This is a genomic window from Streptomyces cinnamoneus, from assembly GCF_002939475.1.
In the GTDB taxonomy this organism is placed as follows: Bacteria; Actinomycetota; Actinomycetes; order Streptomycetales; family Streptomycetaceae; genus Streptomyces; species Streptomyces cinnamoneus_A.
Genome location: NZ_PKFQ01000001.1, coordinates 1,674,945 through 1,688,344, shown reverse-complemented (window position 1 = coordinate 1,688,344; position 13,400 = coordinate 1,674,945). Strand labels below are relative to the sequence as shown.

Here is a 13,400-nt window from a genome sequence, read left to right as displayed (position 1 = left end):
GCCGTCCGGCGGGGTCCGGCTCGTAGAGTGCCTGCATGGCCTCCAAGGACGACAGCGCGACGGCGTCGCCGGTGCTGCACATCAAGGGACGGATACTCGTCGGACCGGACCCGCTGAGCGGGGTGCGCGACGAGCTGTGGGTGGTCGGTGGGCGGATCACCTTCGACCGGCCGGCGGGGGCGCGGGACGTCACCACCGTCGAGGGCTGGGTGCTGCCCGGCCTGGTGGACGCCCACTGCCACGTCGGGCTCGACGCGCACGGCGCCGTCGACGAGTCGACCACCGAGAAGCAGGCGCTGACCGAACGCGGCGCCGGCGCGCTGCTCCTGCGCGACGCCGGGTCCCCCTCCGACACCCGCTGGATCGACGACCGCGAGGACCTGCCGCGCATCATCCGCGCGGGCCGCCACATCGCCCGGACCCGCCGCTACATCCGCAACTACGCGCACGAGATCGAGCCCGAGGACCTGGTGGCGTACGTCGCGCGCGAGGCCCGGCGCGGCGACGGCTGGGTCAAGCTCGTGGGCGACTGGATCGACCGGGAGACCGGCGACCTGGGCGTCTGCTGGCCGCGCGGCGAGGTCGAGGCCGCCATCGCCGAGGCGCACCGGCTGGGCGCCCGCGTCACCGCGCACTGCTTCGCCGAGGAGACGCTCGCGCCGCTGGTGGAGGCGGGCATCGACTGCGTCGAGCACGCCACCGGACTGACCGAGGAGACGATTCCGCTGTTCGCCGAGCGGGGCGTGGCGATCGTGCCGACCCTGGTCAACATCGCGACCTTCCCGCGGCTCGCGGCGGGCGGCGAGGCCAAGTTCCCGCGCTGGGCCGACCACATGCGCCGCCTGCACGCGCGGCGGTACGAGACGGTGGGCGCCGCCTACGACGCCGGCGTCCCGGTCTACGTCGGGACGGACGCGGGCGGTTCGCTGCCGCACGGCCTGGTCGCCCAGGAGGTCGCCGAGCTGGTCACGGCGGGCGTCCCGGCCTCGGCGGCCCTCGCCGCGACGGCGTGGGGGGCCCGGGAGTGGCTGGGCCGGCCGGGCCTGGAGGAGGGCGCCCCCGCGGACCTGGTGGTCTACGACGCCGATCCGCGCGCCGACGTCCGGGTGCTGGGCGCGCCGCGCCGGGTGGTGCTGCGGGGGCGCGTGGTGGCGTGAGGGGCGGCCGTCAGCCGACGAGGGCGTCGAGCGCGCCGACGACCGCCACCACGCCCAGGACGAGTCCCACGGCCCCTCCACAGCCCCAGCCCATGACGGCGCGTCCGCGCAGCGGCGTCCGGCCCGTCGTGTCCCGGAGGTTCGACAGCCGTGCCAGCAGCGCGGCGGGGACGGTCGCCACGGTCAGCCCGAGCCACCACCACAGATAGACCGCCGGCGCCGCCGCGTCCCCGCGCGTCAGCCCGGTCCCCGTCCCCACCGCGGCGACCGCGACGGCCGCCACCGCGGTGGCCGCGGCCGGCACCCACCACCAGGCCCCCGCGCCGCCCCACCACGAGCCCGCCCGCCGCGCCAGCAGGGTGGTGGGCAGGACGAACGCGGAGACGAAGGCCAGGGCCGCGGCCGTCACGAGCGGCAGCAGGACCGGCAGGACGAAGATCGCCAGAGCGGGGCTGTCCGGACCGGGGTCCCCCTCGGGCTGGGGCTCCGGATGCGCCATCGCCCACAGGAACAGGACGGTGAGCGCGAGCGCCGCTTCGGCGACGACGCCCGCCGCCGCGACCTTGGTCATCGACCACGTCCACGCCTGGTGAGGCGTTATCGCTGCTTTCACGCCACTGATGATCCTCCGCCTGTCGATGTGACGGAAAACCGCCCCCGTGACGCATGAATCGAACGCCTAGGCGAAACCCATCCTTTGGGGTGAACTCCCCCTGGCCGTCTGTCCGTTCACCCTCACGTGATCGAACATTGCGGGGTCGATGCCGTCGGCGCGCGATGTCCCCCATTGGCGCGCCGGCGGCTCCTTTTTCCCGTGGGGGTTCCACACACGTGTTCAGCACCACCGGCTCTTCCTTCGGCATGCCCGCACGCCGGATCACGGCGATGGCCGCGACGGCCACCGCCACCGCCCTCGCCCTCGGCGCCACGCCCGCGCACGCCACCGACAGCGCCGGCGGCGGCGCGGCCGGCGCGGCCGTCCTGCGCACCGGACTCGACCTCTCCCTGCTCGGCGGAACCGCCCACCTGCCGGTCAACGCCTCCGTCGACGACGTACGGGCGCCCGCGAGCGCCGACCGGACCGCGCTCGCCGTCACCCTCGACGGCGTGGAGAACGGCAAGCCCGTCAGCGTCCTGCGCGCGGACACCGCCACCGCCCGCGCCACCGCCGACGGGCGGACGGCCAAGGGGTATGCCAACCTCGTCCATGCCCGGGTCCACGTCCCGGGCCTGCCCCTGCTGTCCCTGATCGAGGTGCAGCAGGTCATCTCGGAGGCCGTGTGCGAGGCCGGGAGGAAACCGGAGGCGACGTCGAACCTGCTCGGCAGCGTCTCGGTCCTCGGCAAGAAGGTCACGCTCACCACTGCCGGCCCGACCAAGGTCGACGTGCCTGGCGTCGGCGCGGTCCGCCTGGACCTGTCGAAGACCGCCACGATCTCCCGGACGGCGGCGGCCACGGCGCTCGCCCTCGACGTCGCCGTCGACCCCCTGGGCCTGGGCGTCGCCAAGGTCAGGGGCCGGGTGACGCTCGCGGAGGCCACCTGCGGGACCCCGGCCGGCCCGGGCAACCCCGCCAAGGGCCAGGGCGCCTCGGGCACGGACGGAAAGGCGACGGACGCGAAGGGCGCACCGGACAAGGCGACGGACGTGAAGGCACAGACCGCGCCGCGCACGGCCGCCCGTCCCACCGGCGGCGGGCTCGCCGAGACCGGCGGCGGCTCCGCCACGCCCTACCTCGCGGCGGCCGCCGGACTGCTCGTCGTCGGCGGCGCCGGCGCCCTCGTCGCCGCCCGCCGCCGCAGGTCGGCCCGCGACGAGGGCTGACGGGGGGCGCGCCGGGGGCCGGGGACGGTCGGGGCCACCGGCCGGCGGTGGTGTACGGGGCCCGGCCTGCCCGGCTCATGAGGGCGCCCGGCCGGGGCGGACCGGCGGCCGGTCCGGGTGAGGCGCCCGTGGGGGCGGGCCCGCGCCGTCGCCTGAGCCGCGGCCGGCCCGCTCAGTCCTCCGTGAGGGCCTTGGCCAAGGCGTCGGCGAAGCGGTCCGTCGTGGCGCGGTCCCGCACCGCCAGGCGCAGGTAGTCCGGGCCCAGGCCCGGGAAAGTGTCGCCCCGGCGCACCGCGAAGCCGAGGCCGCGCAGCCGGGACCGTACGGCTGCCGCCCCCGGCAGCCGCACCAGGAGGAACGGCCCGGCCGCCGGCCCGCACACCGTCACCTGGGGGAACTCCGCGAGCCGCGCCTGGAGGTGGGAGCGGTCGGCGGCCGTCTCGTGCGCCGCCCGCTCCGCCTCGGCGAGCGCCGGGGGAGCGCTGCACGCCTCCGCCGCCACCAGGGCCGGCGAGGACACCGGCCACAGCGGCTGGGCCCGCTCCAGCCGGGCCACCGTGCCGGGCGAGGCCAGGACGTAGCCGACGCGCAGTCCCGCCAGCCCCCAGGTCTTGGTGAGGCTGCGCAGCACGACCAGCCCCGGCAGGTCCGTGCGGGCGGCCAGCGACTCCCGCTCGCCCGGCACCGCGTCCATGAACGCCTCGTCCACCACCAGCGTCCGGCCGGGGCGGGCGAGCCGGGCCAGGGTGGTGGCGGGGTGCAGGACGGACGTCGGATTGGTCGGGTTGCCCACGACCACCAGGTCCGCGTCCCCGGGCACCGCGCGCGGATCGAACCGGAAACCGTCCTCCGCGTCCAGCAGCACCCGTTCCACCGCGTGCCCGGCGTCGCGCAGCGCCGCCTCCGGCTCGGTGAACTGGGGGTGCACGACCACGGCCCGGCGGGCCGGCAGCGCCCGCGCGATCAGGACGAACGCCTCCGCCGCCCCCGATGTCAGCAGCACCCGCTCCTCCGGCAGCCCGTGCCGCTCGGCGACGGCCCGCCGTGCCGCCCGGCCGTCCGGGTAGGCGGCGAGCGAGTCCAGCGAGCCGGCTATGCGCTCCCGCAGCCACTCGGGGGGCGTGCCGGAGCGCACGTTGACGGCGAGGTCCGTCAATTCCGTGCCCATGCCGCGTACTTCGGCGTCTCCGTGGTGCCGCAGGTCGGGCTCGGTCGATTCGTGCATGCGATAGACGGTACTGAGGGCGCGGCCGGGCCGTTCACGCGGGGCGGCACGCCACCGCGGCGGTGACGTGCGCGGACTTCCGCTTCGGCACGGCGAGCACCGCCCCCGGTCCCGCCGCCAGCAGCGCGGCCGCCTCGGCGACGCCCGGCGTGCCCAGGGCCCTGCGGGCCGCCTCCGAGGGGTGCGGAACCGGTTGCGCGGCGAGGACGCCGGGGGCGTAGGCGGTGAGGGGCACGCCGAGCCGCGCGGCCGCCGCCAGCATGCCGGGCTCGTCGGCACGGACGTCGACGGTGGCCAGGGCGGCGACCGCGCCGCCGCCGGCCTCCGCCAGGGCGTGCTCGACGAGCGCGAGCACCTCGGCGGCGGCCACGTCGCGGCACGCGCCGACGCCGACGTAGAGCACGGCGTTCACCGCGCGTCCGCCGCCGCGGCCACGAACCGCTCCGCCGTGCCGGGGGCCCCCGCCCAGTGGACATGGAGGTACGAGGCGTGCACGCCGCCCTGCGCGAAGCCCTCCACACGGCGCGCCGGACGCGTGATCCCCCAGGCCGGGACGGCCCCGGCGGCCGGCTCGACGACCGTGCGGTGGAACTCGTGCCCGCGGACGCGGGTGCCCGCGGCGGCGAGCGGATTGTCCGCGATCGCCACCGCCTCGCGGTAACCGAGCGTCAGCCGCTCCGACATGCGGGCGTCCGCCGGCAGGACGCCGCACATCGGCTTCCCGTCGAGGGCGCGGGAGAGGTAGAGCAGGCCCGCGCACTCGGCGGCGACCGGCGTGCCGGCGAAGGCGAGTTCCGCCACGGCCTTGCGGAGCGGCTCGTTGGCGGAGAGCTCCGGGGCGTACACCTCGGGAAAGCCGCCGCCGATGACGAGGCCGGCCGTGCGTTCCGGCAGGGCCTCGTCGCGCAGGGGGTCGAACGTGACGACCTCCGCGCCGGCGGCCCGCAGCAGCTCGGCGTGCTCGGCGTACGAGAAGGTGAACGCCGGGCCGCCGGCCACGGCGATCACGGGGCGACCCCTGTTCGGGTCCGCCCCCTCGTCCGGCCTCTCCGGCGTCTGAGAAGCGGGGTCCGGGGCGGAGCCCCGGTTCGGGGAGGGGACAGGGTGGGGGAGAGGCTCGCCGCGGGCGCTCCACGCCTCTCCGGTCACCGGCGGTGCCGAACGGGCCAGGGCCAGGAGCCTCTCCAGGTCGCAGCCTTCCCGCACGCGGGCCGCGAACTCCGCCACCGCGTCGACCGCCTCGGCCCGCCGCTCGGCGACGGGCACCAGGCCCAGGTGCCGGGACGGCGTGTGCACGGGCTCCGCCCGCCGCACCGCGCCCAGCACCGTCACCCCCGACTCGTCCAGCGCCTCCCGCAGCAGCGCCTCGTGGCGGTCGGAGCCGACCTTGTTGAGGATGACCCCCGCGACCCGCACCTCCGGGTCCCAGGAGGCGAAGCCGTGCACCAGCGCCGCCACCGACCGCGACTGCGACGACGCGTCGACGACCAGCACGACCGGCGCCCGCAGCAGCTTCGCCACGTGCGCCGTCGACGCCAGCTCGCCCTGCCCGGCCGCCCCGTCGTACAGGCCCATGACGCCCTCGACGATCGCCAGGTCGCAGCCCGCCGCCCCGTGCAGGAACAACGGGGCGATCCGTTCCGGGCCGCACAGGAAGGAGTCCAGGTTGCGGCCCGGCCGCCCGGTCGCCAGCGCGTGGTAGCCCGGATCGATGTAGTCCGGGCCCACCTTGTGCGGCGACACCGCGAGGCCCGCGTCCGCGAAGGCCCGCATCAGGCCCGTGGCCACGGTGGTCTTGCCGCTGCCGGACGCCGGCGCGGCGATGACGAGACGGGGGAGGCGCGTACTCACCACTCGATGCCCCGCTGGCCCTTCTGACCGGTGTCCATCGGGTGCTTGACCTTCGACATGTCCGTCACCAGGTCGGCGAACTCCACCAGCTTCTCCGGGGCGTTGCGGCCGGTGATCACCACGTGCTGGGTGCCGGGGCGGTCCCGCAGCACCTCGATCACCTCGTCGGTGTCGATCCAGCCCCAGTGCATCGGGTACGCGAACTCGTCGAGCACGTAGAGCTTGTACGTCTCGGCCGCCAGGTCGCGCTTGACCTGCTCCCAGCCCTCACGGGCCTTCTCCTCGTTGGACAGCTCACTGTCGCGCTGGATCCACGACCAGCCCTCGCCCATCTTGTGCCAGTCGACCGTCCCGCCCTCGCCGGAGGCGCCCAGCACCCGCAGCGCGTTCTCCTCGCCGACCTTCCACTTCGCCGACTTCACGAACTGGAACACCCCGATCGGCCAGCCCTGGTTCCACGCCCGCAGCGCCAGCCCGAAGGCCGCCGTCGACTTGCCCTTGCCGACGCCGGTGTGGACGAAGACCAGCGGCCGGTTGCGCCGCTGGCGCGTGGTGAGACCGTCGTCGGGGACGACGGCCGGCTGTCCCTTGGGCATTACGCGACCCTCCTGTTGTCGGTGTTCCGTACGGTACGCACGCCGCGCACCAGCGTGGCCACGCTGTCCGCGCGCAGCTCGTCGAGCGTCACGACCGGCCCGCCCAGCTCGCGGCCCAGCTCAGCCGCCAGGCCCAGCCGCACCGGCCCGGCCTCGCAGTCCACGACGACCGACGCCGTGCCCTCGCCGGCCAGCAGCCGGGCCGCGCGCGCGGCCCGCGCCAGCGGCTCCGGGCCGCCCGTCGCCCGGCCGTCCGTCACCACGACCAGCAGGGGACGCCGGGACGGATCACGCATCCGCTCCACCCGCAGCACCTCGTGCGCCCGCAGCAGGCCCTCGGCCAGCGGGGTGCGGCCGCCGGTCGGCAGCTTCTCCAGCCGCGCCGCGCCCGCCTCCACCGAGGACGTCGGCGGCAGCGCCACCTCCGCGCCCGAGCCCCGGAACGTGACCATGCCGATCTTGTCGCGGCGCTGGTAGGCGTCCATCAGCAGCGACAGCACCGCGCCCTTGACGGCGCTCATCCGCTTGCGGGCCGCCATCGAGCCCGAGGCGTCCACGACGAACAGCACGAGATTGCCCTCGCGCCCCTCGCGCACCGCCTCCCGCAGATCGTCCCGGCGGACGAGCAGCCCCGGGCCCGAGCGGCCACGCGCCCGCTGGTGCGGGGCGGCGGCCTGCACGGTCGCGGCGAGGTGCAGCTTGGCGAGCGCACCGCCGCGAGGCCGGCGCGCCCCCGTCGTGCGCCCGTGCGCGGTACGGGCCCGGGAGCGGCGGCCGTCGGCGCCCTCACCGAGTCCGGGTACATCGAACCGGCGCGTCCGGAAGGGCTCCGCGGCCGCGACGGCGGGTGCCTCGGGGGCCTCGCCCTCGCTTCCGGGCACGCCGTCGGAGGAGTTCTGCCGCGGGGCGGGGTCGGCTGCGGGGGAGTCCTGCCGCTGCTGCGGCACGTCGGGGCCGCCCGCGCCGTCGGGGCGGGGGCCGTCCTGCGGCGGTCGGCCGCCGCCGTCCGGACCGCCGCCATCCGGATCCTCGTCGCCGGGGCCGCCGTCCTCCGGGCCCCCGGGCTCGGGGTCCGGCTCGGGGTCCGGCTCCTCGTCCTCGAACCGCCTGAGGATCTCGTCGAGCTTGTCCTCGTCCAGACCGGGGGCGTCGAAGGGATTGCGGCGGCGCCGGTGCGGCAGCGCCAGCAGCGCCGCCTGCCGCACGTCCTCGGTCGTGACGTCCGTACGCCCCGCCCACGCGGCCAGCGCCGTCGCCGTCCGAGCGGTCACGATGTCGGCCCGCATGCCGTCCACCTCGAAACCGGCGCACACCGCGGCGATCCGGCGCAGCGCGCCGTCCCCGAGCCGTACGGCCGGCAGCAGCGCCCGCGCGGCGGCGATGCGCTCGCGCAGCGCGTCCTCCTCCGCCGCCCACTTGGCGGCGAAGGCGGCCGGGTCCTCGTCGTAGGCGAGGCGGCGGCGCACGACCTCGACGCGCTCGTCGGTGTCGCGGGAGGCCGCGACCTCGACGGTCAGCCCGAAACGGTCGAGCAACTGCGGTCGCAGCTCGCCCTCTTCGGGGTTCATGGTGCCGACGAGGAGGAAGCGGGAGGCGTGCCGGACGGAGACGCCTTCGCGCTCGACGTACGAGGCGCCCATCGCGGCGGCGTCCAACAGCAGGTCGATCAAGTGGTCGTGGAGGAGGTTGACCTCGTCGACGTAGAGCACGCCGCGGTGTGCGGCTGCCAGCAGGCCCGGCTCGAAGGCCTTGACGCCTTCTGAGAGGGCCCGCTCGATGTCGAGGGCGCCGACGAGCCGGTCCTCGGAGGCCCCTACCGGCAGTTCCACCATGCGTGTGGGGCGTGCGCTGCCCGCCGCGTCCGCCGTGTGCGGCCCGTCAGGGCACGTCGGGTCCGGTGCCACCGGGTCACAGGAGAACCGGCAGCCGTCGACGACGGCGACAGACGGCATCAGCGTCGCGACACCGCGCACGGCAGTGGACTTCGCCGTGCCCTTCTCGCCGCGTACGAGCACGCCGCCCACCGCGGGGGAGACCGAGGTCAGCAGCAGGGCCAGTCGTAGATCGTCCATGCCGACGATCGCCGTGAAGGGATAGGGGGTGCTCATGAGCTGATCGCTCCTTCGAGTGGCATTCGTCCGATGGCGTGTGCACCGAGTGGAAGGCGCGGCATGCTGGTGATCTCGGCCGCCCATCTGTGGGGATGCACCCCCGGCACCGCCGAGGCGACGACGGTCCGCGTGTTGTCCGCTCCCCGCTTCCGTGGGGATGGTGGGCCGCTCATCACGGCGCCCCCGGCGGGATGAACGGCAGCCCCGCCGGGACCCCGTCCCCGATCAGCCGCAGCAGCGCGTCCGTGTCCGCGTGCTCCTCGATCAGATCGCCCAGCCGGTCCAGCTGTTCCTCGCGCAGCGCGGCGAAGGACGTGTCGGGCGCCGGCACGAACGCCCGGCCCGCCGCCCGTGCGACCTCGCGCAGGAACGCCCGCCGGAAGCCGTCGCTCTCCAGCGAGCCGTGCCAGTGCGTCCCCCACACCGCACCCACCCGGCAGCCGTCCAAGAACGGTTCCCCGTCCAGGACCTCGGCGACGCCGTGGTGGATCTCGTACCCCTCGACGTGCTCGCCCAGCGCCTTGCCGGCCGGCCGGGCCAGGGTCTTCTCCACCGCGAACCGCACCCGCACCGGCAGCAGGCCCAGCCCCTCGACCGTGCCCGCCCGGGACTCCACCTCGTCGTCGATGCGCTCGCCCAGCACCTGGAAGCCGCCGCACACGCCCAGCACCGGGCGGCCCTCCGCGGCGCGCCGCTTCAGCGCGTCCGCCAGGCCGCGCTCGCGCAGCCACGCCAGGGCCTTCACGGTGCCGCGCGTCCCCGGCACCACCACCAGGTCCGCGTCGGCCAGTTCCTCGGCCCGGTCCACGAACCGCACCACCACGCCCGGCTCCGCGGCCAGCGCGTCCACGTCCGTGAAGTTCGACATCAGCGGAACGGCGCACACCGCGACCCGCAGCACGTCGGTGCCGTACGGCGGGGCGACCACCGACTCGCGGACCGCCCCGCGCAGCGACACCCGCAGGCCGTCCTCCTCGTCGATGCCGAGCCCGTGGGCGAACGGCAGCACGCCCAGCGTGGGCCGCCCGGTCAGGCCGCGCAGCATCTCCAGCCCCGGCTCCAGCAGCGTCACGTCGCCGCGGAACTTGTTGACGACGTAGCCCGCTATCAGCTTCTGGTCCTCGGGCGAGAGCAGGGCCGTCGTGCCGAAGAAGGACGCGAAGACGCCACCCCGGTCGATGTCGCCGACCACGACGACGGGCAGCCGGCCCGCGCGGGCGACGCCCATGTTGACGATGTCGCTCCGCCGCAGGTTGATCTCGGCCGGGCTGCCCGCGCCCTCGCAGATCACCGCGTCGTGCGTCCGCCGCAGCTCCTCAAGGCACGCGGTCACCGTCCCGAACAGCTGCTCCTGGCGCCCCGCGTGGTAGCCGCGCGCGCTGAGCTCGCCCACCGGCTTGCCCATCAGCACGACCTGGCTGCTCCGGTCCCCGCCGGGTTTGAGCAGCACCGGGTTCATCAGCGCGCTCGGCTCGACGCGCGCGGCGGCGGCCTGCATCGCCTGGGCACGCCCTATCTCCGCGCCCTCGCGCGTCACGTACGAGTTGAGCGACATGTTCTGCGCCTTGAACGGCGCGACCTTGACGCCCCTGCGGACCAGCCAGCGGCAGATGCCGGCGGTCACCACGCTCTTGCCCGCGTCCGAGGTGGTCCCCGCCACCAGCAGGCCCCCGCCCCTTGGAGCTGTCACCGGTTCCTCCTCCTCGCGGCCGACGCCGCGGCGCTCTTCACAAGGCTGCCCAGCGCACGGCCGCCGATGGCGGTGCCCACGGCCAGCAGCGACACCCGGCGCGAGAGCCGCACCGCGCGCTCGATGTCGGCCACCCGGACCGGACGCAGCTCCGCGCCCAGCACGGGCCGGTGCTCGACGCGCCCGGCGTAGGCGAGCGTGCCGCCGAGCCGCACGCCCAGGGCGCCGGCGAAGGCGGCCTCGACCGGGCCGGCGTTGGGACTGGGGTGGCGGGAGGCGTCACGGCGGGCCACCCGCCAGGCACCGCGCGGGTCGGGGCCCGCGAGCACGGTGAGGGCGGCGGTGAGCCGGGCACCGGGCCAGCCCACGACGTCGTCGAGCCGGGCGGACGCCCAGCCGAAGCGGCGGTGGCGGGGCGACTTGTGACCCACCATCGCGTCCAGCGTGTTCACCGCCCGGAAGCCCGCCAGCCCCGGCACCCCGCCCAGCGCGCCCCAGAACAGGGCGCCCACGACGGCGTCGGAGGTGTTCTCGGCGACGGACTCCACGACGGCCCGGGCGATCTGCTGCCCGTCCAGGGCCTGCGGGTCGCGCCCGCACAGGTGCGGCAGCCGCTCCCGGGCGACCTCGATGTCGCCCGCGGCGAGCGCACCGCCGATGGCCCGCGCCTCCCGGCCCAGCGACGTCCCGCCCAGCACGGCCCAGGTGGCGGCGGCGGTCAGGGCGACGCCGGGGGCGCGGCGGCCGCGTACGGCGCGGGCCAGCAGTCCGGCGCCGGCCACGGCGCCGCCCGCGCAGACGAGGGTGTGCAGGGCGCCGTGGCCGCGGTGGTCGCGCCACAGGCGCTGTTCGACGGCGTGCGCGGCGCGCCCGAAGGCGGCCACCGGGTGGCCGCGGCGGGGGTCGCCGAAGACGAGGTCGGCGAGATAGCCGAGGGCGGTGCCGCAGGCGAAACCGCAGAAGGGCATGGCCGGCTTGTGTCCTCACTCAGGGTCCGCGCCCTGGCTCGACGTGACGGCGACCAGAGTCTCCTGGCTCCCGGATCCACGCCGCCCCCGGCCTTCCGGCTCACGCCGTGGCCATCGCTTGGGGGTGCGCTCCCCGGTGACAGTGGCGGGACCGCGCCGGACTCGCACCGGCTTCCTCTGCTGTCGCCGTTTTGGCTCCGGAAGTCCACCACGGCCCGGGAACGGGCGTCAACTCACCCTGACCTGCGATGAGGCGGCCGTGGGGCAGTGGGGCCGGTGGGTCCACCGCCCCGTGACCGGGCTCCGGCCACGGGGCGCGCGGAAACGACGAAGCGCCGGCCCGGCGGCTGCCGGACCGGCGCTTCACGCGCGGGGCTGTCCCCGCGTCAGGCGACGATGAGGTAGATGCCGTAGCCCACGGCGGCCGCGCACAGGGCGTAGCAGGCGTACGCGCCGGTGCGCACGAGCGCGGCCGGGCCGGCGACCGCGGCGACGGTGCCGTCCGGCTGCTCCTGGGGCTTGCGGGGGGACGTACCGATGATGCCGAGGGTGAAGACGCCCACGAGACCGACGGTGACCACGAGGCTGACGCCGAAGACCTGGCCGAGGGCTTCCCAGTTGATGTGCATGCGGGGTTCCTTGGTTTCCGGTTCCTCAGCTCGTCGCCGTCGCGGCGGCGGGAGCTGCGGTCTGGGCCGCGGGGGCGGCCGGGACGGCGGACAGGGGGCCGGCCGGCGGCGGGGCGACGGCCTGGAGGGCGGCGGTGACGACACCGGCCGGCTCGGCGGGCAGGCCCTGCGGCACGTTGAGGTCGTTGACCGTGTCGTGGGAGACCGGCTTGCGGCGGGAGGCCGCCCAGATCGCGCCGGACACGGCCAGGCCGAGGACGGCGACCGCGGCCACGCCCCAGTCGCCCTGGTCGGCGAGGAGGGCCGCGCCACCGGCGACCAGGCCCGCGGCGGGCAGGGTCAGGACCCAGGCGGCGACCATGCGGCCGGCGGTCGACCAGCGCACCACGCCGCCCTTGCGGCCGAGGCCGGCGCCCATGATCGAGCCGGAGCAGACCTGGGTGGTGGAGAGCGCGAAGCCGATGTGCGAGGAGGCGAGGATCACCGTGGCGGCACCGGTCTGGGCGGCGAAGCCCTGGGCCGGCCTGATGTCGGTGAGGCCCTTGCCGAGCGTCTGGATGATGCGCCAGCCGCCCAGGTACGTGCCGAGCGCGATGGCCAGGCCCGCGGAGACGATGACCCACAGGGGCGGGTCGGAGTGCGGGGCCACGACGCCGCCGGCGACCAGCGCGAGGGTGATCACGCCCATGGTCTTCTGGGCGTCGTTGGTGCCGTGGGCGAGGGAGACCAGGGCGGCCGAGGCGATCTGGCCGGCGCGGTAGCCCTTGGCGGTCTCCTGCTCGTCCCGCCCCTTGGTCAGGCGGTACGTCAGGCGCGTGGCGGCCGTCGCGGCGAGGCCGGCCACGAGGGGCGCGGCGACGGCCGGGATGAGGACCTTCATCACGATCTTGTCGGCGTTGACCGCGTCGAAGCCGACGGAGACGATCGTCGCGCCGATCAGACCACCGAAGAGGGCGTGGGAGGAACTGGAGGGCAGGCCCACCAGCCACGTCACCAGGTTCCAGACGATGGCGCCGACGAGCCCGGCGAAGATCACCTCTGGTCGGATGCCGGCACTCTCGTCGATGATGCCGCCGGAGATCGTCTTGGCGACCTCCACCGAGAGGAACGCGCCGACGAGGTTGAGAACCGCCGACATCGCCACCGCGGCCTTGGGCTTGAGCGCCCCGGTGGAGATGGTGGTGGCCATGGCGTTGGCCGTGTCGTGGAAGCCGTTCGTAAAGTCGAACACCAAGGCCGTGACGATCACGATCCCGATGAGAAGCGTGATGTTTTCCATTCACCCAGGCAATCAGTTCGATGGTCAGTACGCGGCGACCGTAGGGACCCTGGGTGAACGGAAGGTGAAC

At 75.7% G+C, this 13,400-nt stretch carries 12 protein-coding genes and 1 riboswitch; of the genes, 2 read left to right on the top strand and 10 right to left on the bottom strand.

Going from position 1 to position 13,400, the window contains the following annotated elements:
- Nucleotides 1–35 precede the first annotated feature (35 nt).
- Nucleotides 36–1,157, top strand: coding sequence for an amidohydrolase family protein (locus CYQ11_RS06930; RefSeq protein ID WP_240003641.1), 1,122 nt, complete (start codon nt 36–38; stop codon nt 1,155–1,157).
- A 10-nt stretch (nt 1,158–1,167) separates the two neighbouring features.
- Here the strand turns inward: CYQ11_RS06930 and CYQ11_RS06925 are convergent, their stop codons facing one another.
- Nucleotides 1,168–1,770 (bottom strand): hypothetical protein, encoded by a 603-nt coding sequence (locus CYQ11_RS06925; RefSeq protein ID WP_146104649.1) that lies wholly within the window; start codon nt 1,768–1,770, stop codon nt 1,168–1,170.
- Between the two features lie 248 nt (nt 1,771–2,018).
- Here CYQ11_RS06925 and CYQ11_RS06920 point away from each other — a divergent pair, with 248 nt between their 5' ends.
- The gene (locus tag CYQ11_RS06920; protein WP_181143834.1) at nt 2,019–2,981 is read left to right on the top strand and encodes an SCO1860 family LAETG-anchored protein; all 963 of its coding nucleotides are present in this window, start codon (nt 2,019–2,021) and stop codon (nt 2,979–2,981) included.
- Nucleotides 2,982–3,153: 172 nt separating this feature from the next.
- Here CYQ11_RS06920 and cobC read toward each other — a convergent pair whose 3' ends face one another.
- The 9 genes from cobC to CYQ11_RS06875 all read right to left on the bottom strand — a co-directional run bounded on the left by cobC (nt 3,154) and on the right by CYQ11_RS06875 (nt 13,330).
- Complete coding sequence (gene cobC / locus CYQ11_RS06915; RefSeq protein WP_099201947.1) at nt 3,154–4,206, bottom strand: Rv2231c family histidinol phosphate aminotransferase CobC; 1,053 nt, start codon at nt 4,204–4,206, stop codon at nt 3,154–3,156.
- A gap of 34 nt (nt 4,207–4,240) precedes the next feature.
- Complete coding sequence (locus CYQ11_RS06910) at nt 4,241–4,618, bottom strand: cobalamin biosynthesis protein (protein ID WP_240003643.1); 378 nt, start codon at nt 4,616–4,618, stop codon at nt 4,241–4,243.
- Nucleotides 4,615–6,057, bottom strand: a complete 1,443-nt coding sequence (locus CYQ11_RS06905) for a cobyrinic acid a,c-diamide synthase CobB (protein ID WP_099202015.1) — start codon at nt 6,055–6,057, stop codon at nt 4,615–4,617. Before CYQ11_RS06905 ends, CYQ11_RS06910 begins: the two co-directional genes overlap by 4 nt.
- The gene (cobO, locus tag CYQ11_RS06900; RefSeq protein WP_099201948.1) at nt 6,054–6,653 is read right to left on the bottom strand and encodes a cob(I)yrinic acid a,c-diamide adenosyltransferase; all 600 of its coding nucleotides are present in this window, start codon (nt 6,651–6,653) and stop codon (nt 6,054–6,056) included. The genes CYQ11_RS06905 and cobO overlap by 4 nt, the downstream gene beginning before the upstream one ends.
- Complete coding sequence (locus CYQ11_RS06895; RefSeq protein WP_099201949.1) at nt 6,653–8,761, bottom strand: putative cobaltochelatase; 2,109 nt, start codon at nt 8,759–8,761, stop codon at nt 6,653–6,655. Before CYQ11_RS06895 ends, cobO begins: the two co-directional genes overlap by 1 nt.
- A 175-nt stretch (nt 8,762–8,936) precedes the next feature.
- Entirely contained in the window at nt 8,937–10,454 is a 1,518-nt protein-coding gene (locus CYQ11_RS06890) for a cobyric acid synthase (protein ID WP_099201950.1), read from the bottom strand.
- Nucleotides 10,451–11,422, bottom strand: coding sequence for a cobalamin biosynthesis protein (locus CYQ11_RS06885; RefSeq protein WP_099201951.1), 972 nt, complete (start codon nt 11,420–11,422; stop codon nt 10,451–10,453). The genes CYQ11_RS06890 and CYQ11_RS06885 overlap by 4 nt, the downstream gene beginning before the upstream one ends.
- Before the next feature lie 57 nt (nt 11,423–11,479).
- A riboswitch (cobalamin riboswitch) is annotated at nt 11,480–11,599 on the bottom strand.
- A 209-nt stretch (nt 11,600–11,808) separates the two neighbouring features.
- On the bottom strand, nt 11,809–12,051 hold the full coding sequence (locus tag CYQ11_RS06880; RefSeq protein WP_099201952.1) for a hypothetical protein: 243 nt from the start codon (nt 12,049–12,051) through the stop codon (nt 11,809–11,811).
- A 25-nt stretch (nt 12,052–12,076) separates the two neighbouring features.
- Nucleotides 12,077–13,330: an inorganic phosphate transporter gene (locus CYQ11_RS06875; protein WP_099201953.1), complete on the bottom strand. Its 1,254-nt coding sequence runs from the start codon at nt 13,328–13,330 to the stop codon at nt 12,077–12,079.
- Nucleotides 13,331–13,400 lie beyond the last annotated feature (70 nt).